The organism is Paraburkholderia flava (assembly GCF_004359985.1).
Classification (GTDB): Bacteria; Pseudomonadota; Gammaproteobacteria; order Burkholderiales; family Burkholderiaceae; genus Paraburkholderia; species Paraburkholderia flava.
In genome coordinates, this window is the sequence record NZ_SMRO01000002.1 from 1,061,842 (window position 1) to 1,086,799 (window position 24,958).

The 24,958-nt window shown below is 64.1% G+C and carries 18 protein-coding genes; 8 read left to right on the forward strand and 10 right to left on the reverse strand.

Annotated elements, in window-relative coordinates; translation table 11 throughout:
- Window positions 1-27: 27 nt before the first annotated feature.
- From E1748_RS16200 to E1748_RS16215, 5 genes are all read right to left on the reverse strand, one after another.
- Complete coding sequence (locus E1748_RS16200; protein ID WP_133648205.1) at window positions 28-627, reverse strand: tail fiber protein; 600 nt, start codon at window positions 625-627, stop codon at window positions 28-30.
- Complete coding sequence (locus tag E1748_RS16205; protein WP_133648206.1) at window positions 624-3,587, reverse strand: hypothetical protein; 2,964 nt, start codon at window positions 3,585-3,587, stop codon at window positions 624-626. The genes E1748_RS16200 and E1748_RS16205 overlap by 4 nt, the downstream gene beginning before the upstream one ends.
- A 30-nt stretch (window positions 3,588-3,617) precedes the next feature.
- Window positions 3,618-4,754 (reverse strand): papain-like cysteine protease family protein, encoded by a 1,137-nt coding sequence (locus E1748_RS16210; protein WP_166653576.1) that lies wholly within the window; start codon window positions 4,752-4,754, stop codon window positions 3,618-3,620.
- A 55-nt stretch (window positions 4,755-4,809) separates the two neighbouring features.
- Window positions 4,810-5,382, reverse strand: coding sequence for a hypothetical protein (locus tag E1748_RS31510; protein WP_166653577.1), 573 nt, complete (start codon window positions 5,380-5,382; stop codon window positions 4,810-4,812).
- Between the two features lie 100 nt (window positions 5,383-5,482).
- Window positions 5,483-6,031 carry a hypothetical protein gene (locus E1748_RS16215; RefSeq protein WP_133648208.1) on the reverse strand — a complete coding sequence of 183 codons (549 nt, stop codon included), beginning with the start codon at window positions 6,029-6,031 and terminating at the stop codon, window positions 5,483-5,485.
- A gap of 617 nt (window positions 6,032-6,648) precedes the next feature.
- On the opposite strand from E1748_RS16215, the gene E1748_RS16220 reads away from it, so the two are divergent.
- The 5 genes from E1748_RS16220 to E1748_RS16240 all read left to right on the forward strand — a co-directional run bounded on the left by E1748_RS16220 (window position 6,649) and on the right by E1748_RS16240 (window position 14,815).
- Window positions 6,649-7,662 (forward strand): FHA domain-containing protein, encoded by a 1,014-nt coding sequence (locus E1748_RS16220; protein WP_133648209.1) that lies wholly within the window; start codon window positions 6,649-6,651, stop codon window positions 7,660-7,662.
- A 77-nt stretch (window positions 7,663-7,739) separates the two neighbouring features.
- Complete coding sequence (locus E1748_RS16225) at window positions 7,740-11,765, forward strand: TOMM system kinase/cyclase fusion protein (RefSeq protein ID WP_133649393.1); 4,026 nt, start codon at window positions 7,740-7,742, stop codon at window positions 11,763-11,765.
- Window positions 11,758-12,120, forward strand: coding sequence for a BMA_0021/BMA_0022 family TOMM bacteriocin (locus E1748_RS16230; protein WP_133648210.1), 363 nt, complete (start codon window positions 11,758-11,760; stop codon window positions 12,118-12,120). Before E1748_RS16225 ends, E1748_RS16230 begins: the two co-directional genes overlap by 8 nt.
- Before the next feature lie 7 nt (window positions 12,121-12,127).
- Window positions 12,128-12,481, forward strand: a complete 354-nt coding sequence (locus tag E1748_RS16235; RefSeq protein ID WP_133648211.1) for a BMA_0021/BMA_0022 family TOMM bacteriocin — start codon at window positions 12,128-12,130, stop codon at window positions 12,479-12,481.
- A 120-nt stretch (window positions 12,482-12,601) separates the two neighbouring features.
- Window positions 12,602-14,815, forward strand: a complete 2,214-nt coding sequence (locus E1748_RS16240) for a TOMM precursor leader peptide-binding protein (RefSeq protein WP_133648212.1) — start codon at window positions 12,602-12,604, stop codon at window positions 14,813-14,815.
- Window positions 14,816-15,058: 243 nt separating this feature from the next.
- Here the strand turns inward: E1748_RS16240 and E1748_RS16245 are convergent, their stop codons facing one another.
- From E1748_RS16245 to E1748_RS16255, 3 genes are all read right to left on the reverse strand, one after another.
- On the reverse strand, window positions 15,059-16,591 hold the full coding sequence (locus E1748_RS16245) for a serine hydrolase domain-containing protein (protein ID WP_166653578.1): 1,533 nt from the start codon (window positions 16,589-16,591) through the stop codon (window positions 15,059-15,061).
- A 265-nt stretch (window positions 16,592-16,856) separates the two neighbouring features.
- On the reverse strand, window positions 16,857-17,402 hold the full coding sequence (locus E1748_RS16250; protein ID WP_133648214.1) for a GNAT family N-acetyltransferase: 546 nt from the start codon (window positions 17,400-17,402) through the stop codon (window positions 16,857-16,859).
- A gap of 183 nt (window positions 17,403-17,585) precedes the next feature.
- Complete coding sequence (locus E1748_RS16255) at window positions 17,586-19,166, reverse strand: acid phosphatase (protein ID WP_133648215.1); 1,581 nt, start codon at window positions 19,164-19,166, stop codon at window positions 17,586-17,588.
- Between the two features lie 257 nt (window positions 19,167-19,423).
- Here E1748_RS16255 and E1748_RS16260 point away from each other — a divergent pair, with 257 nt between their 5' ends.
- Window positions 19,424-20,776 carry a cytochrome-c peroxidase gene (locus E1748_RS16260; RefSeq protein WP_133648216.1) on the forward strand — a complete coding sequence of 451 codons (1,353 nt, stop codon included), beginning with the start codon at window positions 19,424-19,426 and terminating at the stop codon, window positions 20,774-20,776.
- 143 nt (window positions 20,777-20,919) lie between these two features.
- Window positions 20,920-21,369: an NUDIX hydrolase gene (locus E1748_RS16265; RefSeq protein ID WP_133648217.1), complete on the forward strand. Its 450-nt coding sequence runs from the start codon at window positions 20,920-20,922 to the stop codon at window positions 21,367-21,369.
- 30 nt (window positions 21,370-21,399) lie between these two features.
- Here the strand turns inward: E1748_RS16265 and E1748_RS16270 are convergent, their stop codons facing one another.
- Together E1748_RS16270 and E1748_RS16275 are read right to left on the reverse strand one after the other, a co-directional pair.
- Window positions 21,400-22,299, reverse strand: a complete 900-nt coding sequence (locus tag E1748_RS16270; RefSeq protein ID WP_133648218.1) for a transporter substrate-binding domain-containing protein — start codon at window positions 22,297-22,299, stop codon at window positions 21,400-21,402.
- Window positions 22,300-22,472: 173 nt separating this feature from the next.
- Window positions 22,473-24,197, reverse strand: a complete 1,725-nt coding sequence (locus E1748_RS16275; RefSeq protein WP_133648219.1) for a glutamine--tRNA ligase/YqeY domain fusion protein — start codon at window positions 24,195-24,197, stop codon at window positions 22,473-22,475.
- A gap of 352 nt (window positions 24,198-24,549) precedes the next feature.
- Here E1748_RS16275 and E1748_RS16280 point away from each other — a divergent pair, with 352 nt between their 5' ends.
- Complete coding sequence (locus E1748_RS16280) at window positions 24,550-24,759, forward strand: ornithine carbamoyltransferase (protein WP_133649394.1); 210 nt, start codon at window positions 24,550-24,552, stop codon at window positions 24,757-24,759.
- The last annotated feature ends 199 nt before the right edge of the window (window positions 24,760-24,958 follow it).

A 24,958-nucleotide genomic window follows, 5' to 3' on the forward strand; every position in this document is an offset into this window, starting at 1 on the left:
CTTTTCTATCGATTCAACGGCAGCGGTTTAGCGGCAACGGATCAGGTAATTCAGCGCGAGGTTGACCGCGCGCGTTTCGGACGCGGTACGCGGCGTGCCGTTCGTGTTGTCGGTCGTGACGCCGGTCGTCGGTTGCTCGGGATTGGGGATCAGCAGCGGACTGCCGGGTGGCTCGGCGGTGTCGGGGCTTTCCATCGTCGACACGTAGAAATGCTCGTGGCCCTGGAACGCGTCGGCCTGCCACGAGCCGACGTGATCGCCGGACGCGCCGCTCGACGGCTGCGCGGTGCGCTTCGCCGCATCGGGATCGTTACCCGCGCCGCCGTCGACGCCGCGCACGAAGCGCCCGCGCAGATCGGGCACGTTGAACGTCGTCGTGTCGCTGCCGAAGCTGCTGCCGATCACGCCGTACAGTTCCCAGTACGCGCGCATCGAATACGCGCTGCCGTCGCAATAGAGCCAGCCTTGACGGGCCAGCTCGGCGCGGACCTGGCTGATGATCGTGCTGCTTGCGTCGGTTGTCGCGAGCAGGCCCGCGTACGGCACCACGATGCCGATCGGCCAGACGGGCCATTGATTCGGATCGTGCGGCGCGTGTGCGTGAGAAGGGGATGAAGGATGGCTCATGAGGTCTCCACGGGTTCATGCGGCGGTTGCGCGCCGAAGCGCGGCAGCGCGTCACCGCGTTGCAGATAGATAAGCGGTAGCGGTACGCGCAGCGTCCATGCGGGACGCGGCGCCGGGAGCAGGGCGTGCTGTTCTTCGAGCCCGCCGCGCTGTTCTTCGAGCGGAATGACAGTCGATTGCGCGACCGGCACGTCGGCGCCACCGTCGACGCGTGGCACAGGCGGCGCCGGCCAGCGCGCCTGCCACTGCAGCGCGAACAGCGCCTGGTCCTGCGTCTCGGCGCGCAGCGGGATCAGCACCCACGCGAGATCCGCATCGAGGAAGCGGCGAAAGAGCCGCGCCGACGCCGGCTCGGTCACGACGGGCGCAGCCGGTGCGTCGATCAGACGCGGCCCGGTGCCCGCCGGCGGCGAGTCGTAATGCCAGCTCATGCAAGTCCAGTCGAAGAAGCCGGTCAGCGCCTGCGGGTCGCTTGTCGCGCTCGTCGCGCACAGCAGATCGAGACATTCGCTCTGCAGCACGTCGCGTTGAATCCCGGCGGTTTCGTTGGCGCTCGCGGCCGCGATGCGCGCGACCGAGTCGGCGTCGTACGTGCGCAACTGGTCCTGGTACGCACGCAAGAGCCGCGTGTAGACCTGCATCTGCCACTCGACGAGCAGCGGGTCCACGATGTTCTTCGTCACTGGGTCGGTGAGCGTTACGCGCTGACAGATCAGCTCGACGCTCAAGCCGAACAGCGGCGCGTCGCTCATCACGGTGATGGGCACCGCGCCGCGCGCGCCGATCACCGCATCGGTGTTCGTGAACGTCGTCGTGTTCAACCACGCGACGGGCGGCGTCGGTGGCGTGAGCGTCGGATTGCTGACGCTCGACGACGACACCGTCGGCATCGTCACCGTGACCGCCACCGGCGCAGTGGCGGTGTTCCCCGTCAGCGATGTCCCGCCGACGCTTGCGACAAGCCCATACGCGGTGCTCGCCATCGCGAGCGTCGCGCTGCCCGACGCAACCATGTAGCCGACGGGCACGCGCAACAGCGACGTATCGGCGACCGTGACGCGGTTGATTTGCGCCGACACGGTGATCTGGTCGGCGGGCGGCGCGGGCAGATCGGTCAGCCCGTATTGCGCGCCCCAGCTCTGATAACTGGTCGGCGTGACGAGCGCATAGCCCTGACCGTCGGCGGTGCTGAACGCCGCGAGCGGCGTCGGCTTGACGAGCGGAAACGCTCCCTGCGCGAGTACCTGCGCGATCCACGCGCTCGCAGGCGATTGCACCTGCACGGCCAGTATCAACCGACGACCACGCGGCTTCAGCGACACCCGCAACAACCGGTCGACCCAGCGATAGACACCGACCAGACGCTCGCCGTCGCGGTTGTCGATGCATTGCGATTCGCGGCGTTCACGCCACTCTCGCCACACATCGCGCCGCTGTACGTTCATCCGGTCCGCGACTTTCTGCGCGGCCTGTTCGCTCATCCGCTGCACGAGCTTCGCGACGTTGTTGCCGTCGAGCGCGAGCTTGCCCGATCCGTCGGCGGCGGTGCCGGTCAGCAGCAGATTCAGGTTGCTGTAGCTCGGCGTCACGTTGCTCAGGTTGCGCACGAGTCCTTCGGTGCACATCGCTTCTTTCAGCGTGTCCGCGAGTTCGCTTGCGGCGTCGCTGTGACTGCTCGTGTCGTCGCTGCGGCTGCGCTCTTCGTCATGGCGCATGTGCCGCTCGCTGTCCTGCACACTGCGTTCATGTCGCTCCTGACGTTCTCTCGGCATCAGGTTGACGACTTCGGCGAGTTCCCCCGCCGCATAGCCTCTCAGGCTCTGGCGCGCCACTTCTACTTCGCCGACACCGAGCAGCGACCATTGGCCGACGATGGCGGGCGACGCAGCGGGCGTCTGTGTTTGTGTTGGTGCTTGTTGTTGCGCTTGCGGCGCCGGCGCGCTCACGCTGCCCGACAGCGGTGCGGCTGATACTGCATCGGGCAACGACGGCGTCGCGTCGAGCAGTAGCCGGCGCACGGTATCGGCACACAGCGCGTGGTTACCTGTCGCGAGTGCCTGCATGTAGTGAATCACGCGCAGGATGTCGACGAGCTGCGTGGCGAGCGTGCCGTCCGCCGATGTGCCGACCAGCGCCAGCGTGAAGACGCTTTGCCATGCGTCCTGTTGCGCCGTCGTGCAGACACTGCTCGCCAGAAAATCCGCAACGCTCTCGCCGAGCAGCGTCTGAGCTTCGGCGAGCAGTTCGTCGAGCGTGCGATGGCCGGTTGTCGCGAGCAGCGTCACGCGCATCGCGGGCAACTGATTGATCGGCGCAGGTTGCGTCGACACATCGCTAATGAACGCGGCCGTGCCGCGAAACGTCGTCGCCGCCTGCTGTTTTTGCGCGGCGGCGCCCGTGCCGCTGATCGCCGCGAGCGTCACGTACAGCGGCAGGCTCGACGGATCGGCGGCGGTCATGTAGCGCAGCAGCGCGTCGGCGAGTTGTCCCGGCGTCGGCGGACGCAGCCACAGCAGCGGGAACAGGTCGGCCGTGCCGGGTAGCGCGTCGATCTCGACTTCTTCGGGATCGTCCGGATCGTCGGGCGTGGGGTCGGGCGGCGGCAACGGTTTGTACTGCGCGATCGCGTCGGAGAAGAATTCGTTGGGCGTCAGCGGGACGTTCGCCCACAGCAGCGCGTTCGTTTCTTCGTGCTCGTGCCGCAGGCTCAGCGTGGCATCGACGGGCGCGTCGAACGCGCCGAAGACCCACGTGCCGCTGCGCTGACCCAACGGGTCGAAGCTCAGCATGCCGGTGTAGTGATGCGGCATGCCGGGCCCGGCCAGTTGCAGCAGTTCCACCTCGACACGCTGACCCGCGTCGTGCCATATCCAGCTCACGCGCAGCAGCACGCCGGTGCGGATGGCAACTTCCCACTGGCCGTTACCCTGCGGGATCGGCGGTCGGGTGGATTCGGTCATGAGCGGCTCCTCATCGCTTCAGCGTCGACATCACGACGATGTGTCGATCGGCCACGTCGCGATGACCTTGTGCACGCCTTCCGCATTCGTCAGCGGATAGGACGCCCACAGGTTCGCCTGCGGCTGCGGATTGTCTTGCGTGCCCGGCACCTGACTGAGCGTGAGCGTCAGCTCGAGCGGTATGCCCGCGCCGAACTGCCAGATGCCCTGCTTGTTCATGCCGGGCGTGCGGCCGAGGACGGCCTGATAGCTTTTCGCGTCACCGGGGCCGGCTGTCTGCGCGATCTTCAACTGAACGCTCGAGCCGTCGCCTTGCGCGGCCCAGTCGACCCGAAGCTGGACGCCGCCGCGTGCTTCGCTTGTCCATGGGCTGATGGTTAGCGGGTTGGGGGGCGTTGGCGTTGGCGTCGGAGTCGGAGTCGGAGTCGGAGTCGGAGTCGGAGTCGGAGTCGGAGTCGGAGTCGGAGTCGGAGTCGGAGTCGGAGTCGGAGTCGGAGTCGGAGTCGGAGTCGGAGTCGGAGTCGGAGTCGGAGTCGGAGTCGGTGCGGACACTTGCGCCAGCCCAGCGTTCCCCGCATCCACCACATCGCTCATACCGTCGACGTCGACATCGCTTTCCGCGAACGGCGAATACTCGGACACGTAGGACGTGTTCTGCCAGTACATCCCCTGCTGATACGTCGTGTCGCTGTACGGCACCGCGTGAATCAACCCGTCGTCCGGATCGAACACGCTGACCGTCGCATCGTTCTGGTTGCTGGTGATGCCGATGATCACCACCCAGTGCCCCTCATTGCATGCGAGATCCGGGCTGGGATTCGGCAGGGCGGCTCCGACGATCGCGAGCAGCGGATCGCCGATGTTGATCGAGTCGTAGATTTCGGCGGCGGTGGGGAACGCGCGTTCGTCGGTGTTGTTGTCGAATTGCAGATCGCCGAGCGCAGCGGCTGCGGACTGCTGCACGTTGATGTTGGCATTCGCCGGGGTATTCGTGGCGATCGCCCACGCGTTCGCGAACGCCTGGTCGGAACCGTAGGGCGGCGAGGCAGGATTCCCGCGATTGGTGCTGAGGTACCAGTTCGTGATCGAACGTCCCGCGCTTGCCCAGCACGAGTTGGGCCGCTGCTGGATCGCGTGCGGATAAGGGGTGAGTAGTGCTGCGGGCATGACTGACCTCGAGTGGAATGACGTAACGGTTGACGAAAAGGCGTTGGCTCCGGCTTCACGCATCCGGCGGATGCCACGGTTCGATGACCGGAAACCCGCCTGCTTCTGCCGGTGCCGCGATGGCCCACGCCCCCTCCACTGCGGGCAGCCGTTGCTGCGCGCTGAGGCCATCGAGCACGACCACCAGATCGAGCGGCGCATACGCAATCCTTAGCGCGCGACCCGGCGCGACGAATCCCGCGAGACGGTACGGACTGTCGAGATAGCGCGCGACGAAATCGATGCTTCCGCTGCTCTCGTTGTGCACGTGCAGTCCGGGCGCGGCGGCTTGCGGACTCGCATCGAGCGTGAACATGCGCGCGCCGCTCTGCGACACGAGACGCGCGGCGATCGAGCAGGACGAATTCACGTCGGTCGCGGCGCTGTGATACGCGACCTGGGTCGCGTGCTCGATGACGCGCGCATCGAACGTCAACCGTTGCGGGGCGAAAGCGGGGGCGAGCGTAGCGCCCATCGGCGTGACCCACACGTCCCAGATCATGTGATTCGCGCAGGACAGCCGCACACGTGCCATCCGTCCAGTGCGATTGGCGATGTGCAGCATGCGGTTGGATGCGGGAGCGTTCATGGTGTCGGGTGCGATGAGCACGGGAAGGGAGCCGTCGCTCGCGAGCCGGGCACCGTGCGCGCCACGCGCCGTGTGCCCGGTCGCAACTCGGGTGTGACTATTACGACGCGGTGAGCGTGAAGTAGCCCGACTCGAGATCGGTGTTGTCGAGTTGCGCCGTGATCACGGCGTTCGGATTGTTGGTCTGCGTGGTGTCCGTCGTGACACCGTTGACCACCGCGTACATCGAGTACGTGCTGCCGATCTGCAGCGTCTTCACGAGGAACGAGTTCTGCACGACGACGTTCTGCAGCAGCACGCCGTTCTTCGAGATCGAGAACGTGACCGGGTTGATCGTGGTCTTCTGGAACACCATCTGGTCGGCGGAGTTGCTCGCTTCGACCTTCATTTCGAAGTCGTACGTGCCTTGTTTGTTGTTCTGCTTGACCTGCGCGACGAAGCCCATCGCACCCGACACGGTCGCCGGCGCGGACGTGTACGTGTTGCCTTCGAGGATCGTGGTGGCCGTCACCTGGTAGGTGTCGTCCGACGGAACCTGCAGTTGCGCGTTCGGCGCAATGCCGGGCAGACGGGCGACGACCTGCTCGCCCTTGAACACGACGAACTGGGCGATGTACGGAGTCGTGTTGAGAAAAGTAAGTGCGCTCATTTTGAAATCCTCAAGAAAAAAATCGGGTTTGGACATCGAGGTGGACGGCGGACCGGTTTCGTTCAGGCACGCGTTCGCCTCTCCCCGAAATTCGAAAAAAATGGGCGATGCGCGTACTCGAACGAAGACTCAGAGAAAGAGCGTTCGTGGCCGATCGACGGCATTAAAAAAATCGCTGCCGACAACCTCCCTGGTCACGAAATGTTGCCTGTCGTTCTGAGTGAGTTCATGGTGCTGCGAAGGGGGGGCACCATCAATTACAGGCCATTACACCTGGGGCGATTCGCTATGCCGGAGAAAGCGCTAATGCGGAAGCACGGAATCGTTGCGCTGTCATGTCCACAGCGCATTCGTCGATGCCAGACAAATGAAAATGACGGAAATTCTTGCCGTTTGCACACGCTGCGAAGCGATGCCGCGATGAGCGCTTGCACAGGTATTTGACCTCGGGCACTATTGGCCTCCAATCTGGAAATGCGAATGAAAAAGAGCCGCGCATAGACACGCGGGTTCTGAATGGCAACGATAAAAAAATGGCGAGCGGACCACTCGCCGGATCGGTTGCTTCACTGGCAATGATGTAAGCCGGTAAAGAACGAATTTAAGAAGGTGTGGCAATGGCGACACTTGAAAACAGCTTTACGGGGGAATCCTGTCTGCTACGTGCGCATCACGTATTCGGACGGGACGGCGGACGCTGCGACACAGTGATTGCAGATCCGTACGTATCCAGAATGCATGCGCACATCCGCTGGGCAGGCGGGCGCTGGGAATTACACGATCACAGCAGCAACGGCACGCTGGTGTCCGGCACCCTCGTGCGTGACGGCGAGCGCGTGGTGCTGCAGCAGGGCGATCTGATTCACTTCAGCAAGGCGAGCGCGATGCACTGGCGGGTCGGCGAACTGGGAGACCCCGCCGACATGCTGTGGCCGCTGCGCGCTCCCGCCGGACCGATTCTTCTCGACACTGCACACGTGCTGCCCGGCGATACGACGCCGGCCGTCACCGTCGTGCGCTCCGCCGACGGCGACTGGCTATGCGACGACATGCCGACGATGCGCGTGCTGCGCGACGGCGACGAAGTCGTGTCGGGGCCGCTCGCATGGCGTCTCGTACTCGCATACGGACGTCATTCGACGCTCGCGATGCCCGAACCGTCCGACCTGTCCGAACGCTTGCAGCAGATCGACTTCACTGTAAGCCGCGACGAGGAACATGTCCGCGCGGTGCTGCATACGCGCGGCGGGATGACCGATCTCGGCGAACGCGCGCATCACTACTGCATCGTGACGCTCGCGCGGCTGCGTTTCACGGATGCGCGGGCCGGTTATGACGCAGCGTCGCAAGGCTGGATCGATCTCGAAGTGCTCGCACGGATGCTCGGCAACGACGTGTCGCACGTGAACGTGCAGATCCATCGGGCGCGCGCGCAGATCGGTGCATTGCTGTCGCCGGGTAGCGGACAACTGGTCGAGCGCCGGCGCGGCAGCGTGCGATTCGGCTCGACAGGGTTTCGCGTGTTTCGCGGCGAGATGCTCGAATGCCAGTCTGCGCCGGCCGCGCAGGTCGATTACACGCTGTACCGGCCGGTCCCGGCGGTCACGCGGTCGTCGTTGCACATCGGCTGAGCGAGATCGTGACGGCGGTGTCTTCATCGGTTTCTGCTTCGGTCGCGCCCGTATCGACGTTGTCTGTTCTCACGGGCATGCGTCTGCCCGGCGATCCGCGCGCTCATCGCTATCAACCCGGTGCACTGCTCGGCGAAGGCGCGAGCGGGTCGATCTATCGAGCGGTCTGCATCGAGACCGGGCAGACCGTCGCGGTTAAGCTGCTGCGCGAAGACGCGACGCAACCCGACGAAGCACGCCGACGTCTGCGTGCGCGCTTCGAGCGCGAGATGCTGTTGTGCGAGCGGCTGCATCATCCAAACGTCGTCGCGCTGCTCGATCGCGGCGAGACGCCTGACGGCAACCTGTTCGCTGTTTTCGAGTTCGTGCCGGGACACACGCTGCGCGATCTGCTGCGCGCCGACGGCGCATTGCCGGCGGTCACGACCGGGCTGCTGATGGCGCAGGTGCTCGACGGCCTCGCGAGCGCGCATCGTGCGGGCGTCGTGCATCGCGATCTGAAGCCGAGCAACGTGATGGTCACGACGATCGACGGCGTGCCGCACGCGAAAATTCTCGACTTCGGCATTGGCGTCCTGCTGCCCGACGTGCGGCGCGTCGACGAGCACACGCTGACGCAGATGAACGACGTGCTCGGCACGCCGCAATACTGCGCGCCCGAGCAGTTGCGCAACGAAACGCCGACCCTCGCGAGCGATCTGTACGCGTGGGGGCTGATGGTCATCGAATGTCTGACCGGCCACGCGGTGATGCAGGGCGCGAGCATCGCGGAAATTCTCTACCAGCAGTTGAGTCCGGTCGACGTCGCGCTGCCGCCGGCGATCGCAGCGCATCCGCTCGGTACGGTGTTGCGTCTTGCGCTGAACAAGGATCCACGGCAACGCGCCGGATCGGCGACCGAACTGCTCGAGCGGTTTCGCGAGATTCATTTTCCGGCGCTGGTCGGCGAGTTCGACTACAAACCGTCGCGGCGCAATCTGTCGTCGGGTGCTGCGACGTCCGCGCGTTTCAGCACACCGGATGCAGTCGCTGCCGCCACGCAAAGCGGCGAGCGCAGACAGGTCACCGCGTTGTGTTGCAGCGTCACGATCACGGGCGCGGTCGATAGCACGGCGGATGCCGCGACTCCCGACGCGCTCGACGCGTACGAAGCGCAATGGCTGACGCGTTGCACCGACATCGCGGTCCGCTACGGTGGCCAGGTGGCAGGCACGCTCGGCGACACGCTGCTGTTCTACTTCGGCTATCCGGACGGGATCGATCGCGCCGCACGTCGCGCGGCGCGTGCCGCGTTCGACATCGTGCGCACGGCAAGCGCCGCGTCCGCGCCACAATCCGATGCGGACGACAGTGTGCAACCTGTACCGCAGTGGCACGTCGAGATCGCCGCGACGCTGCACGTCGGCACGCTGTTGTCGCAGACGTCGGCGCGACCGGTGGGTGCGATGACCGGCGAAGCAGTGCGGCTACTGCGCCACGCGCAACCCGGACAGATCCTGCTGAGCGACGATGCGCGCCGCTCGCTCGAACGCTACGTCGATTACGCGCCGACGTCGTTGCAGTTCGCCACTGCGGGCGCGTCGCCGCGGCCGGTCCATGCGCTGCTCGGCGAACGTCACGAACACGTGCAGTTCGATTCGCTCGATCACGGCGCGAGCGTGCCGATGATCGGTCGCGATCGCGAGCGCGGCACGTTGATTCGCGACTGGCACGCGTTTGTCGAAGCGCAGTTGACAGGCACAGCGAACAAACGTCCCGATGCACGGCTGGTCGTCGGCGAAGCCGGCATCGGCAAGTCGCGTCTCGTGCATGAACTGTGCGAAGCGGTGCGCACGGAACGTCATGCGTTCGCGAGTTGCACGTGCCTGCCCGAGCAGATGAATCACGCGCTGTTTCCGGTGCTGCGTTTTGTCGAGTCGCACTGGCAGATCGATACCGACGGATCGCCCGATGCCGCGCTCGCCGTGCTCGACCGGATGCTCGCGCCGCTAGACTGCGATCATGCAGCGGCGCGCGCGACGCTGGCCGCGTGGCTCGGCATCGACAGCAGCGGTAGGGCGAATGCGGCCGCGCTGCGCTGGTCGGGCGCGCGTCAGCAGCAGATGCTGTTCGACGTGCTGCGTCAGCTGCTGGCGTCGATCGGCGGCGGGGCGCCGGTGCTGCTGGCGATCGAGGACGTGCAGTGGATCGATCGCGCGACCGTCGACTTTCTCGACACGTTGCGCCGTCATCCCGACACCACGCCGGTCTGGGTCGTGCTTACGTCTCGTCCCGAGAATCTCGCGCGCTGGCGTGGCGTCGCGACGCGGCTGATGCTGCGTCGACTGTCGCGCGACGATGCGCGACAGTTGATCGCTGCGCTGTTCGCACACGACGACGTCGATCCTGCCTCGCTCGATTTTCTGGCGCAGCGTACGGCCGGCATTCCGCTGTTCGCCGAGGAGATCATCCGTGAGCTGGTGGCGAGCGGCGCGACAACGGAGCCGGGTCGTCCGCTGGCGAGCGTCGCATCGTCCGCGCATTACCCGTTGCCGGGCAGTCTGCGCGACATGCTGGAGCTGTCGTTCGAACGTGTCGACGGCGCGCGCGATACCGCGCAGCTTGCCGCGACGATCGGTCTCGAAGTGGACGCGCAACTGCTGGCGGCTGCGTCGCCGCACGATGCGGCGGTGCTCGACGAGCATCTGCGGCGGCTGCTCGAAGCGCGGGTCGTCTACGCGCGGCATCGGTTGGGCGGGGTGTCGTATGCATTCCGTCACGCGTTGATTCGCGACGCCGCGTATGGATCGATGCCCGCGAAACTCTGTCGCGGCAATCACGAGCGCGTCGCGCGGGCACTCGTCGCGGAAGCCGGCGACGCCGCGCGGATCGCCGATCATTTCGCCTCGGCGAGCCTGCATGCCGATGCCGTGCAGCACGGTCTGCAGGCGGCGCGTCGCGCGCTCGAACGCGCGCTGCACGACGATGCGATCCGCTACGCGGAAGCGGTACGCACGTGGCTCGAGCACTGCCGTCACGCGGACCGCGAACAGGACGCGGCACGCGCCGATCTCACGCTTACGCATGCACGGATGGCCCGCTTCGGCTGGGCCGATCCGGAGGTGCGCGTACATGCGGAGCGGTTGCTTCATCGTGTCGACGGTCCCGGCGGACTCGGCGACGCGCGCCTCGCCGCGAGCGCACTGTGGACGCTCGCGACCTACCACCATGTCGCGAGCGATCGCGCAGCGGTGCGCCATATTGCCGGGCAACTGCTCGACCTCGCGGATACATGCGGCGACGACAGCATCGGCGTCGCCGCGCACGCGATGCATGGGATGAGCCTGTGGATCGACGGGCATTACGCGCGTGCGCGCATCGCGCTGCAGACCGCACTCGATCGCTACGACGTGCGGCGCGACGGCGGCCACTCGCGGATGTTCGGACTCGACATTCGCGCGTGGTCGATGGCCGCGCTCGCGAGCGTGATGTGGGTGATGGAAGACGGCGCGGACGCGGCACTGGAGAAGGCACGCGAAGCGGTCTACAGCGCGACCTGCGGCGATCATCTGCCGACGCTCGGCGTCACGCTGATGTACCTCGCGAGAATGCAGCAATGCGCAGGCGACCGCGAAGGCGCACGCGTGACGTCGGGCACGATCCTGCGGCTGTCGCGCATCTACGGGCTGAACGCAGTCGAGCGCTACGCGGCGATCGTCCATGCATGGTGCGACGGCGACCGCGACGCGGCCGTCGCGCACGTCGACGCGCTGCGTCGCTCGGGCTGCCAGCTGGGACTCACGTACTACGCGTCGCTGGTCGCGGAGATCGACGCGATGCACGGCGACCGCGCGGCTGCGCTAGCCGGTATCGATGCGTGTCTCGCGCTGTGCGACACACTCGACGAACGTTATTACGAAGCCGAACTGCTGCTGAAGAAAGTCCGCTATCTGCCGGATGCGGACGACGGCAGCGACCAGGCCGAAGCCATTGCGCTATACCGTCGCGCGCTGTCCCTCGCGGGACCGGCGGCGATGGTTCGCGTCAGCCAGAAAGCGCAGGATGAACTGCGACGATTGCAGTACACCGTTCAACCCCTCCTATCGGAGAGCATCGATGAGTGATCTGAGTGAGCTTGGCAGTTTCCCGACCTACGACGAATTTCTCGAGTACCGCGCCGTGATCGTTCAGGCGATCGCGGCGGCATGGCACGACCCGGCGTTTCTCGAGCAGTTGATCGCCCATCCGAAAGCCGCGCTGCAGGAACGCTTCGGCTATCACTATCCGCTGAATCTCGCGCTGAAAGTGCATGCCGACAGTGCAACGTGGTCGCCGCCGACCAACGGCGGCTGGATCACGAAAGAGAACAATGCGCTCCAACTGATGCTGCCGCCCGCACCGGAGCAGCAGGACCAGTACGCGATCGCGCTCGCGGCGTACAACGCGAAGCACATCAACATCCTTAGCTGCGAAGAGTGAGGCTCACATGGCACTGAACAACAACGTTCCCTCGCTGGACTCGATGCTGGAGTTTCAGGAGGTGTACCTGCGCGCAATCGCGCTCTCATGGAAAGATGCGGAATTCAAGCAGGCGCTGCTCGCGAATCCGTTCGACGCGCTCGGCCGCTACTTCGATTATCAATGCCCGTGGCTGCTCGATCTGACGGTGACGGAAGTCGGTCCGAACTTCGGCTGGGACGCAGCCGCGCAACGCTGGACACTGCCGCAGAACGTGATGACGTTCGGCGTGCCGGTTCGGCCGCTGCCGAGCGATGAAGAAGCGGTGGCGCTGTCGGTTTATAACGATGCAGGGCCGAGCTATCTGTTCACTTGCTGCTGATGGGTTTGTCTGACGTGTGAACTGCACGTCGGCCTGTGTTCTTCGCGCCCGGCGCCAGATGTACTCCGCGCCGGGCTCGCTGTTTTATTCGCTGTTTTTATCTGCACGCCGCCTCTATTCATGCTCGACGATTTCACGCGCACGCTGCGTTTCAAGCCGCATCTGCTGGTACTCGACGCAGGGCCGGACACGCTGTTCATCGTCGATGAATTCGCGCGCACGATGCTGTCGGGCGCGGTGTACGTGCAGGTCGCCGCGTGCGTGCGCGAGCGGATGACGATCGCGCAGATTTTTGCTGCACTCGCGCCGGTGTTTTCCGAATGGCAGGTGCTGGGTGCACTCGACCGGTTCGTGCAGAAGGGTTGTGTGCGTGTCGATGAACCCGATGAACGCGATTTGAGTCGCGGGTTTTTCGAGCGCACCGGTGTCGACGGCGATGATGCAATCGCGCGCGTCGGGCAACTGCGCGTGAGCGTCGTTGCATTCGGTACGCCTGCGGAACCGCTGATGCACGCGCTGTCGGACAGCGGCATCGTTGTCGACGATAACGCGCCGTTCACGATCGCGGTGAGCGATTCATACGACCGGCCCGAATTGATCGAAGCCGTCGCGCGCATCGCGGCGCGTGGTGACACCGTGCTGACGGTCGTGCAGGAAGGCGTGCAGCCGACGATTGGTCCGCTGTTCGCCGCGCCTGCGGAAGACGCTCCCTGTATCGAATGCGTGCGCTACTGGACTACGCGCAACCGGCCGGTCGAAGCGTTGCTCGGTCGCCATCATTCAGCTGATGCGACACGTCTGCCGCCCGCGCATTCGCGTGCCGGGCTTGGTGCGGTCGCCGCGCTCGTGGCCGCGTTCGTCGAACGCCTGGCGGTGAGTGACGACCGCCTGCTGCAGGCGCGTTCGCATCTGATCGCGCTGCGACTCGATACGTTGGCGACGACGTCGCATCGCGTGGTGCGTCGGCCGCAGTGTCCGCGTTGCGGCAATCCGCACTGGATGCGCGAGCAGGCGGAACGCAGGCCTGTTCTGCTGCCCGCTCAGTCGACAGCACACGCCGACGGCGGTTATCGAAGCGCCGATCCGCAGCAGACCTTCCAGCGCTATCAACATCTGATCTCGCCCGTGAGTGGCGCGATCGCCTATCTGCATCCGATGCCCGGACGTCATGCGGGGCTCCGCAAGGTTTATGTCGCGGGCTATCTGACGTGTCCGGGTGCGGTGCCGCGCACTAACCGCTTCGACAGGATCTGCTCGGGCAAGGGCCGCACCGACGAACAGGCACGCGTCAGCGCGTTGTGCGAAACGCTCGAGCGTTTCAGCGGAGAATATCAGGGCGACGAAGCGGTGACGCGCGCGAGCTTCATCGAACTCGCCGACGACGGTGCGATTCACGTGAACGCGTTGCAGCAGTTCAGCGACGCGCAGTTCGAGCAACGCGATACGATCAACGCGCGCACCGACGACGTCCGCAAACAGGTGCCGCCGCGCTTCGCGCTGGATCGCTCGATCGACTGGACGCCTGCGTGGTCGCTTGCATCGGGGCGACGTCACTGGGTGCCGCTCGATTACTGTTACGCCGATGTGCCCGAGCGTGGCGATCCGCAGTACTGCATCCACAATCCGAACGGCAGCGCGGCCGGCTCGCGTATCGAGGAAGCGATCCTGCAGGGGCTGCTCGAACTGGTGGAGCGCGATGCCGCTGCGATCTGGTGGTACAACCAGATCGAACGACCGGGCGTCGATCTCGCGAGCTTTGCCGATCCGTATTTCGACGCGCTGCAAGCCGAATACCGCTCGATGGGCTGGCGTCTATGGGCGCTCGATATCACACACGACCTGAACATCCCGACGATCGTCGCGCTCGCCGAGCAGCCGGACACGCAGCGTTTTTCGATCGGCTTCGGCTGTCATCCCGACTACCGGATCGCGGTGCAGCGCGCGCTGACCGAAGTGAATCAACTGCTCGACGTGTCGGCGAATGGACCGCCGCCGTGGGATCACGCGCGGCTGTCGTCGACGCGCTTCCTGTACCCGGCGGAAGGCGTCGGCGAGACCAGCGCGCCCGCATGGCCGCGCGCAGGCGAGGGCTCGCTCGACGATGCGATCGCGTACACCAACGGACAGATTGCGTCGGCGGGACTCGACGTGCTCGTCGTCGACAAGACGCGGCCCGACATCGGCCTGCCGGTCGTGCAGGTGATCGTGCCGGGGCTGTGCCACTTCTGGCCGAGGTTCGGTGCGCCGAGGTTGTATGCGGTGCCGGTTGCGCAGCGCTGGTTCGCGCGTGCGCGCGATGAAGCGGAATTGAACGGGGTGTTGCTGTTTCTCTGATCGGATCCGTAGGGCGCCATGAATATCGCGAAGACGCACGTCAAAAATCACGGACCTATGTGTAGCCGCGCCACGATTGTCAGGGGGGCGTCAAAGTTCTCGCGACCGACCGACGTCCGCGCCGAAGTTGTAGCATTGTTTCTGCTGCGATTGGCAATACCCGACCCGCTCCAGCCCTTCGACTCTCTCGAAAGCGGACATAGAAAAGGCGAGTCGGACAGGCCGACGTTGACAAACAGAGATTCAGCTACGCTCGAATCGCAGCACTCGACTACGTTGCGTCGCGAGCAAGACGGACCGACCATCTGGGCTGAAGCTCAGACTGACGCGCTGCCGTCGCGGTCCTTCGGCACGTTCAAATAGTGCGCGGCACTCGTCGAGAGGGGTGAGGACCAAGCTGTCGGTCGCAGGACCAGAGCCGATCGCAATTCGCGCTTCGTTATTTTCGACGTCGATTCTGATCATCCCGCCGTGCGCCCGAAGACGCCATTCGCCGGCCCAATTGTGGCTGGGCGTTGGGGATGCCGAACTCAGCTGGAAGCGCCGGAAGCGATGCCCCACCTCGCCAACAATATCGTCGCCGTCCTGTCGGAGCCGCATGGGCGAATAGAATGCTCGGCTATCGAACTGTCCGTTGCCTACCGGATGCAGAAAACTTTGTGCGCCGAGGAACGTCGCGTAGCCCCGTTTGATCTCCAGCCAGTCGGGGCCATCCGCTGTGACGAACATGCCATCCGGCAATGCGGCGGCCGGCGGCAGCTCGTCCGTTTGCGCACCCAGCAGCGCTGAAATCACCGAAGCGATTGCCCCCCCAACATCGGCATCTTCCCGGTTTGCAACCGCGAACGCGCCGAGCTTCAAAGCCGGTGACAGCAGGAATGCCGACCGATATCCCGGTAGGCCGCCGACAAAGCCGTGGAAGGCATATCCCGCAATATGGCTATTCGCTAGACCTAGGCCTACGCCCGTCTCGCGTCCGTTGGACAATGTCGCAGAGGCCGCCAGGCGGTCCATCAGACCGCGAGCGGGGCCGCGACCGGCAAGAAGTGCTTTCAACCAGACGACAAACTGTTCAGCGCTTGCTGCCAGTCCGTCGGCACCGCAATACGGCATCCCCGAGATACCGTGACGCCAGCCGTTTGACCCCCACCAGTACCCCGTTGCGAGACGCGGCACGACATCGGCCTGATCGCGCGGCATGGCGGCATACACGCCGAGCGGTTCGAAGAGGTGATCCCTGATTCCAGCTTCGAGGGCGATGCCTTGGGCTTCGATCGCTGCCTCCACCAACCGGTATCCCGCGTTCGAATAAGAGAATTCATCGCCCGGATTGAAATTCAAATCCTGGATTGCAGCGAGAAACGCAAGTACGCGCTCGCGATCCAGCAACGCAGTGCGCGGGATGCCTAGCAGCCATGCAGAGTCGATCATATCCGGCAGGCCGCCGGTCATGTCTAGCGCTCCTCGCACAGACACCGCACGCTGCTTGCCAGAGAGTTGCGGAAGATGCGCACTCAGACATTCGTCCAGATTGAGGATGCCCAGATCGACGCATTTCAGCGCGAGGCCGGCAACAACGTGTTTCGTGACCGATGCGAGTCTGACGACACTTTGCGCTGAGAATGGAATGCGATGCTCGAGGTTGGCGAAACCACCGAACGCTTCAGCGCGAGTTTGTGTCTCGTCGAACAGCATGACGCCGCAACCTGGCCCGTCGCCAGACTGCATCTGCCTGACAAAATCGTCAGCAACCGACTGCGCTAGTTTCCAATCCATACCGAACGCCCCCATTGCCGCGTGATGCTACCCAGATGAAAAATTCGCTTCAAATGTCCCCGACCGGCAGTAGCGTCTTACATGTCAAGGTCAATTAGATGCTGGGAGGAAATTCGCCCATCCAAATATCCTTATGTTGAGGCAATGCAGGTCAAGTCGTTGACGGTTTCAACGGCCCCGTCCACTGACCGGTTGCGGCCGAATTCTGAAACTGACAGGGCCCTTTCTCCGCTAGCGTAAATCGTGTAGTCGATGCCAGACGACGTCAACTGGACGGACGAGCCATGAAGTGCCGCTCATCCGTAGAATGAGTCACAACAAAGCCATGCCGCTCGTAGAAACGTCTTGCGGGATTCACACGAAGGAGGCGTAGTTGAATTGGCTTTTTGCTCGCACCTGCGTGATCGATGATCTGCTGCATCAAAACCGCACCAATGCCGCGATTCTGATGACTTGGCAGAATGTAGAGGGTCTTCACGACCAAGACCGCAGGTTCATTGACCAATGCGATGCATCCAATGTCGTGGCCATCGCACTGGACGATCTGATGTAGGTTTGCATCAAAGTCCTCAGGACTGTCTGCTCGCCATTGTCCCCAGGTTTGCTCGACATAGTCGCGCATGCACGCTTCAGTGACGAATGCTACGAAGTCCCAGTCGTGTTTTGTAGCAGGGCGTAGGGTTATGTCCGACATCTGCCAAGTCTCCGGATGGACGTTTGATAGCTGATTGTTGACGATTTGAACACCGGTGTCGACCGGCCGTTGCTGGCCGGGAGCCGCCGCACGACGGCAGGCGTAGGGCTGTCGCACATACTCTGTCGCTTAGTCGCAGAGGCGTTGCGTGGATATGAGAGACAGTCCGCCGGCACCCATTCATTTGCTTTTTAGTCGTCTACAAATTCACATAAAAAAGGGCAGCCGAGGCTGCCCTGCAAAGACCCCGCATAAAGCGCGGCTGCTGCTTAACGGAGAGAAGTACGGGGGAGAAGTACCTCAGTGCGCGATGTCAAGCGCGTTGGTCAGGTCGCCCATTGCCGGATTGCCGTTCGCCTTCAGCGCGCTGTCGCGAGCCGTGAGACCTGCCAGCGCGGGCAGCTTGTAGCGCGCCGTGATGAAACGCAGGATCGACGTCGTGTCGTATTGCGTGTGATCGACGAAACCCTTCTTCGCGTACGGCGACACGATCAGCGCCGGAATCCGCGTGCCCGGACCCCAGCGATCACCCTTCGGCGGCGCGACGTGATCCCAGAAGCCGCCGTTCTCGTCGTACGTGACGATCACGACCATGTTCTTCCACTGCGGGCTGTTCTGCAGATGCGTGATGACGTCGACGATATGCTGGTCGCCCGACGTCACGTCGGTGTAGCCCGCGTGCTCGTTCAGGTTGCCCTGCGGCTTGTAGAACGACACGGCCGGCAGCGTGCCCGCATCGATTGCCTTGATGAACTCCGAACCTGCAAGACCACCGTCGAGCAGATGCTGCGAGCGATTCGTCGAACCCGGCGCGAGGTTCGCGAAGAAGTTGAACGGCTGGTGATGCGGCTGGAAGTTCGGCGCAGTCAGATTCGCACCGTAGATCACACCCGACGTGCCGTTCTGCGCCGCCTGCACCGCCGCGCCCCACGCACCGCCGTACCATGCCCATGACACGCCCGCGCTGTTCAGCAGGTCGCCGATGTTCTGCTGCGTCTGCGGTGGCAGCGTCGTCGCGGCGGACGGATCGGCGAGGTTCGCGTCGCCGCCCGAGGCCGCCTTGTTGCCGCTCGGCTGATACGCCGGCTGCATCGTATTGACCGCGAAGAAGTCGGGCGTGAGGTTGCCGGAGTTGACGAACTTCGGCGGGCCCGACAGCGACGACGCAGGCGAGTTGGCCGCGAGCGTCAGCGACACGCCGTCCGTATTCACCGACGAGATCGAGCCGGATGCCGGGCTCTTGTCCGCGTTCGGATAGGTCGGCGTGCACGCGCAGATCAGCCACTGGTGGTTCAGGAACGAGCCGCCGAACGCACCCATGAAGAAGTTGTCCGCGAGCGTGTACTGCTGCGCGATTTTCCACAGCGGCAGCTTGTCGGCGTTCATCGTGTAGTGACCCATCACGAGGCCGCCCGAATCCGCGAACGCAGCGAACCTGTCGTTCTTGCCGCCGTCGATCTGCATCTGGTTTTCGTAGAAGCGGTGGTACAGGTCGCGCGTCGTTGCGCTGGCCGGCGCGTTGAAGCCGTTCGGATCGTCGATGGCGAACGGGGCGTTCGGCAGGTTCGCGGTCATCGCCTGGGTGATGGCGGGCGTGACGCCGGTCTGCGTGAGGCCGTTCCACACCTGCGGCAACGTCGCGAGCACCGAGCCGTCCCGATCGAGCTGGCGTGTGCTCGCGGCGGCGACGTTCTGCAATCCATTCGCACCGGGGAAATTGCCGTACAGGTTGTCGAAGCTGCGGTTCTCCGCATAGATCACGACGACGTTTTGCACGGCGCCGAGTTGCGGTTTGCTCGTCACGTCGTCGCCGCCGCAGCCGGACAGCACGAGTGCTGCCGCGATCGCGATGGGCGTCGCGCAGATCAGTTTCTTGTTCATCGGTTTGTCTCTCTCGCGTTGGGGACAGGGTTGCCCGAGGCTCTCGGCCGAAGGTCAACCTGCGACCGAAGTCTCGCAGCGGTTTTTGACAGAACGATGTAATTCATTACTGGACGCTTAAGATTTCCGTTCAATCTGCTTGGATTCGCATCGCGCGACGTTCAGGGATGGTTGGTAGGCCGTAGGGTGTATGTCATTTGGTAGACATATCGGTGACATACGCTCGCTCGGTTGATCAACACAAGAATGTGCTATCTATGCGGCGTGGTCTGACGGGGATTCGAATCGGTGCGGCGGCGATGGGCGTGTCGCTGGTGCCGTTGATGATGGTGGCGCTGGTGGCGTGCGATGCGCGCGAGCCGGGGGCTGGGGCGGTGGGTGCATCGGGAGCATCGGGCGTGAGCGCGGCTTCTGTGCCTGGGTCTGCGTCTGCGCCTGCGGCGAAGACGGATGCGCCGGCCGGTGGCCAGTCGCGCGCCGAGGTGTACGCAGCGGTTCGCAAGATGACCGCGGTCGGCAAGCAGCTGTTCTTCGATCCGTCGCTGTCGGGGTCGGGCAAGCTCGCGTGCGCGTCGTGCCACAGCCCCGAGCGCGGCTTCACTGCGCCGAACGCGCTGGCGGTGCAACTGGGCGGCAGCGACATGCGTCAGCCCGGTTTTCGCGCAGTGCCGACGCTGAAGTACCTGCAGTCGGTGCCTGCATTCAGCGAGCACTTTCACGACTCGGAAGACGAGGGCGACGAGAGCATCGACGCGGGGCCGACCGGTGGTTTGACGTGGGACGGTCGAGTCGATCACGGTGCGGATCAGGCGCGCATTCCGCTGCTGTCGACGTTCGAGATGGGCACCACGCCGCACAAGGTCGCGGCGGCCGTGAAGGCGGCGCCGTACGCGGCAGAGTTCCGCGATGCGTTCGGTGCAAAGATCTTCGACAGCGACGACGCGACGTTCGATGCCGTGCTGAAGGCACTCGAAACCTTCGAGCAGTCGCCGGAAATTTTCTATCCGTACACGAGCAAGTACGACGCGTATCTCGCGGGCAAGACGCAGTTGAGTGCCGCCGAACTGCACGGCCTGCAGCTCTTCGAAGATGAAAAGAAGGGCAACTGTGCGAGCTGCCACCTCAGCCAGCGCGCCCGCGACGGTTCGCCGCCGCAGTTCAGCGACTTCGGCTTGATCGCGATCGGCGTGCCGCGTAACCGCGCGCTCAAGGTGAATCACGACCCGCACTATTACGATCTCGGTGCATGCGGACCGGAGCGTCAGGATCTGAAGGGCCGCGACGAATTCTGCGGCATCTTCCGCACACCGACGCTGCGCAACGTCGCACTGAAAAAGCGCTTCTTCCATAACGGCATCTACAGTTCGCTCGACGAAGTCGTGCGCTTCTACGCGGAGCGCGACACGAATCCGGAGAAGTTCTATCCGGTGTCGAAGGGCGTCGTGCAGAAGTTCGACGATCTGCCGAAGCGTTACTGGACCAATCTGAACACCGATCCGCCGTTCGATCGCAAGCGCGGTGATGCACCGTCGCTCGATGAGGCGGAGATCAAGGACGTGGTCGCGTTTCTGGGGACGTTGACGGATGGATATAAGGTGTCGGTGCGCTGATCGGACCGCGCGCTGCGCTAAAAACAGCGTGATATCCTGACCGGCCCGCTTTTGCGACCACCGGAACAGTTGATGATTTCCCCGCACGTCTCGCGCGTTGTTGTCGAATGCATGCGTTACTCCGCTGCGCCGGAGTGCCGCCGATGACATCGCGCACCGTCTCGTGCGGCATCGTGCTGCTCGATCCCGACGGTCGTCTGCTGCTCGCGCACGCGACCGAAACCACGCACTGGGACATTCCGAAGGGGCAGGGCGAAGAGGGCGAAACGCCGCACGTCGCGGCGCTGCGCGAACTGGTCGAAGAGACCGGTATCGTGCTCGCGGCAGATCGTCTGAAAGATCTCGGCCGCTTCGTCTACCGGCGCGACAAGGACCTGCATCTGTTCGCGGCCCGCGCACGCGAAGACGAACTCGATCTGTCGTCGTGCGTATGCACGTCGCTGTTTCCGCGTCGCTCCGATGGCGTGATGATCCCCGAAATGGACGCGTGGCGTTGGGTCACGCTCGATGAAATCGCGCAGTACGCGAGCCGCAGTCTCTCGCGTCTGTTCGAGACGACGCTGTCGCTGGCGGAGTTGCATCGGACGTTGTGATGCGGGCTCGCCTGTTACGTCGTCAGCGCTTCAATCGATCGGCGTATCGTTCGGATGCGCAAACAACGCGCGCATCTGCGGCGTCAGCGGAAAGCCGAGACGGACGCCGTTCGGCGGAATCGGCTGCATGAACCACACGTCGTACAGATGCTCGGCCTCGCCGGACGTCTGCATCCACGTGATCACGCTATTCACGAGCTTCCTGAACGGCTCGTCGTTTTTGCGGAACATGCATGCGTAGATCTCGTCGCCGAGCGGCGTCCCGGTGACGACATAGTCATCCGGATGCGGATCGCTCGCCTTGAAGCCGTATAGCAGCGGCTCGTCCATCACGAACGCAGCCGCGCGCGACGCCTGCACCATCGCGAACGCCTCGCGATGGTCCCGCGCGCTGACGATGCGCATGTGCAACTGCCGGTCGCTGTTCAACTGACGCAGCCGTCGCTCGATGGTTGTGCCCGCTGTCGTCGTGACGGTCTTGTTCGCGAGATCGTTGAAGTCTGCGATGCCTGCATCGCGTCGCGCGATCAGTCGCACCGCGTACACGAAGAAGCTGTTCGAAAACGCCGCCTGGCTCTCGCGCTCGCGAGTGTGCGCGGTCGATCCGCATTCGATGTCGATCTGGCTGTTGAGCAGCATCGGCAGCCGGTTCGTCGACGTGACCGTGACCTCGCGCACCTTCAGCGTAGGCAGATTAAGTGTGCGTTTGACTTCGTCGGCGATCGCGAGCGCGATGGTCTGCGAGTAACCGACCGTGCGCTGGCCGTCGGAGTACGAGAACGGAAATGAGCTGTCGCGCACACCGAGGACGATCGTGTTTTCGTCGTGGATTTTCTTCAGCGTGCCGGTGAGATCAGCGGCAGGCGCAGTCGATGCAACGCACGCTGTCGCGAACAGCGCGGCCAGCCGGCATCGGACTGCAGGTCTCATGGTTTTCTTCTCCGCGCGGTGACCGCGCATTTTTTTCTCGTAGCGTGCTGCGGCAATGCGCCTTCGTGACGCAACCTCAAACGGCCTGATTCAAACATCGCGCGGTGCGGCAAACCCGGCCGCGCCGCGCGATGCTATTGCAACCTCACTGCAACCTCTCGCTCTGCATTCCGTCAGGCCGGCTTGCCCCAGCTGTCGCGCAGCCCGACGATGCGGTTGAACACCGGTTTGCCCGGTTTCGTGTCGTAGCGATCCGCGACGAAGTAGCCGTGCCGCTCGAACTGATAGCGTGCTTCGGGTTCGGCATCGCGCACGCTGGGCTCGACCCATGCGCTGACGATCCGCTTCGAATCCGGATTTAGCGCTTCGAGGAAATCGCGGCCGCCCGCGTCCGGTTGTGCTTCGCGGAACAGGCGGTCGTACAGGCGCACTTCGGCCGGCACCGCATCCGATGCGGACAGCCAGTGGATGTTGCCCTTCACCTTGTAGTTATTCGCGCCTTCGGTGCCCGACTTGCTGTCCGGGAAGTAATTGCAGTGCACGGCAGTGACGTTGCCGTCCGCATCCTTGTCGACGCCTGTGCATTCGACCACGTAGCCGTAGCGCAACCGCACCTTGTTACCGGGGAACAGCCGGAAGAAACCCTTCGGCGGCGTCTCGTTGAAGTCGTCGCGTTCGATCCACAGTTCGCGCGAAATCTCGAACGCCCGCGTGCCGCGCTCCGGATGATGCGGATGCACCGGCGCGCTGCACGGCTCGGTCGTGCCTTCGGGGAAGTTGTCGATGATCAGCTTCAGCGGATCGATCACGGCGGCGGCGCGCGGCGCCTTGTCGTCGAGATCGTCGCGTAGCGCGCCTTCGAACACGCTCATGTCGATCCACGAATCGACCTTCGTCACGCCGATGCGATCGCACAGCAGCTGGATGCTGCCCGGCGTGAAGCCGCGGCGGCGCAACCCGACGATGGTCGGCATGCGCGGATCGTCCCAGCCGTCGACGTGGCCTTCGGTCACCAGTTGCAGCAGCTTGCGCTTGCTGGTGATCGCGTACGTGAGGTTCAGCCGCGAGAATTCGATCTGTTGCGGCAGCGGTCGCGTGAAGATGCCCGCTTCGGCGAGTTCGTTCAGGATCCAGTCGTACAGCGGCCGGTGATCCTCGAATTCGAGCGTGCACAGCGAGTGCGTGATGCCTTCGAGCGCATCCGAAATGCAATGCGTGTAGTCGTACATCGGGTACACGCACCAGGTGTCGCCCGTACGGTAGTGATGCGCGAAGCGGATCCGGTAGATCACCGGGTCACGCATGTTGAAGTTCGGCGATGCCATGTCGATCTTCGCGCGCAGCACGTGCTCGCCTTCCTTGAACTCGCCGGCTTTCATCCGGCGGAACAGGTCGAGGTTTTCTTCCGGCGTGCGGCTGCGGAACCGCGACGGCACGCCCGGCTCGGTCGCCGAGCCGCGGTTCGTGCGCATCTCTTCGGCGGACTGACTGTCCACATACGCCTTGCCGCGCTGGATCAGCAGCTCCGCGTATTCGTACAGGCGGTCGTAGTAGTCGCTCGCGAAGTATTGATGGTCGGTGCTGTCGGTCTTCCACTCGAAGCCGAGCCAGCGCACCGCGTCGACGATCGAGTCGACGTATTCGAAGCTCTCTTTTTCCGGATTCGTATCGTCGAAGCGCAGATGGCAGACGCCGCCGTAGTTGCGCGCGATGCCGAAATTCAAGCAGATGCTCTTCGCGTGGCCGATGTGCAGATAGCCGTTCGGTTCGGGCGGGAAGCGCGTTTCGACGCGTTGGCCCCACTTTCCGGAGCGGTTGTCGTCGTCGATGATGTTGCGGATGAAATTGGACGCCGCCGGCGCGTCGCCGCGATCGGCGTCTTTGCGTTCGTTGTTCATGCGAGAAGGAGAGAGTCGATTGGGGCACGGACCGCGCCCGTTGATTTGTCAATTCTACCTGACGTGTCAAGGGCCGGCAGTCTTTGCCTGCGGGGCGGCAGCGCGGGCGCCCGGCCGACGCGTGGTTGCTGCGTGGTAACAGCGCCGTTGCACGCTGTAACAGCGGGTAAAACGCTTTGTCCGCGCGGGCGCGGCCCGCTTAGGATGCGTCCGTCGCGACGCAGTGTGCCGTCGCGAACCGTTGCCGCGTTTTCTGCGCGCTTTTTGCGTGTGTTTTGGCGGACGGTGCCGCTGGTCTTGCTGAATCCGGCGGCCCACTGCACACGAAATTACGAGGAAGCACCGAATCATGATGAACCGTCCTGTCACTGCCACGCTGAAGATCGCAACCGCCGCGTTGCTGTTGACGAGCCTGTGTGCATGCGGCTCGATGTCCCGCTCGCAGGCGCATGCGGCGATTGGCGCCGGCGCCGGTGGTGCGCTCGGCTATGTGCTGACCGGTGGCCCGGTCGGGACGATCGTCGGCGCGGCGGCGGGTGGGTTGATCGGCGCGGGGCATTGAGCGGCTTTACCGTCGTCACTGGTCGTGGCCGGCGTGTTGGCCCGTCGTCGTGTTGCGTGAAGTTGGGCTGTTCGGCAAGATGACGCCCTCGGTTAAGGGAGTTCAGCCGATGTCTTTTTCGCTCTACGGGTTGCGTCGTGCGACGCGTTCTTTTTCAGTTTCCGCGTCCTGTGCGCCACGCACGGCAGGCACGATGCAC

What these genes read in the sequence shown, in the direction of transcription:
- E1748_RS16200 (WP_133648205.1), bottom strand. Translation starts at nt 627, where the DNA reads ATGAGCCATCCTTCATCCCCTTCTCACGCACACGCGCCGCACGATCCG.
- E1748_RS16205 (WP_133648206.1), bottom strand. Translation starts at nt 3,587, where the DNA reads ATGACCGAATCCACCCGACCGCCGATCCCGCAGGGTAACGGCCAGTGG.
- E1748_RS16210 (WP_166653576.1), bottom strand. Translation starts at nt 4,754, where the DNA reads ATGCCCGCAGCACTACTCACCCCTTATCCGCACGCGATCCAGCAGCGG.
- E1748_RS31510 (WP_166653577.1), bottom strand. Translation starts at nt 5,382, where the DNA reads ATGAACGCTCCCGCATCCAACCGCATGCTGCACATCGCCAATCGCACT.
- E1748_RS16215 (WP_133648208.1), bottom strand. Translation starts at nt 6,031, where the DNA reads ATGAGCGCACTTACTTTTCTCAACACGACTCCGTACATCGCCCAGTTC.
- E1748_RS16220 (WP_133648209.1), top strand. Translation starts at nt 6,649, where the DNA reads ATGGCGACACTTGAAAACAGCTTTACGGGGGAATCCTGTCTGCTACGT.
- E1748_RS16225 (WP_133649393.1), top strand. Translation starts at nt 7,740, where the DNA reads ATGCGTCTGCCCGGCGATCCGCGCGCTCATCGCTATCAACCCGGTGCA.
- E1748_RS16230 (WP_133648210.1), top strand. Translation starts at nt 11,758, where the DNA reads ATGAGTGATCTGAGTGAGCTTGGCAGTTTCCCGACCTACGACGAATTT.
- E1748_RS16235 (WP_133648211.1), top strand. Translation starts at nt 12,128, where the DNA reads ATGGCACTGAACAACAACGTTCCCTCGCTGGACTCGATGCTGGAGTTT.
- E1748_RS16240 (WP_133648212.1), top strand. Translation starts at nt 12,602, where the DNA reads ATGCTCGACGATTTCACGCGCACGCTGCGTTTCAAGCCGCATCTGCTG.
- E1748_RS16245 (WP_166653578.1), bottom strand. Translation starts at nt 16,591, where the DNA reads ATGGATTGGAAACTAGCGCAGTCGGTTGCTGACGATTTTGTCAGGCAG.
- E1748_RS16255 (WP_133648215.1), bottom strand. Translation starts at nt 19,166, where the DNA reads ATGAACAAGAAACTGATCTGCGCGACGCCCATCGCGATCGCGGCAGCA.
- E1748_RS16260 (WP_133648216.1), top strand. Translation starts at nt 19,424, where the DNA reads ATGCGGCGTGGTCTGACGGGGATTCGAATCGGTGCGGCGGCGATGGGC.
- E1748_RS16265 (WP_133648217.1), top strand. Translation starts at nt 20,920, where the DNA reads ATGACATCGCGCACCGTCTCGTGCGGCATCGTGCTGCTCGATCCCGAC.
- E1748_RS16270 (WP_133648218.1), bottom strand. Translation starts at nt 22,299, where the DNA reads ATGAGACCTGCAGTCCGATGCCGGCTGGCCGCGCTGTTCGCGACAGCG.
- E1748_RS16275 (WP_133648219.1), bottom strand. Translation starts at nt 24,197, where the DNA reads ATGAACAACGAACGCAAAGACGCCGATCGCGGCGACGCGCCGGCGGCG.
- E1748_RS16280 (WP_133649394.1), top strand. Translation starts at nt 24,550, where the DNA reads ATGAACCGTCCTGTCACTGCCACGCTGAAGATCGCAACCGCCGCGTTG.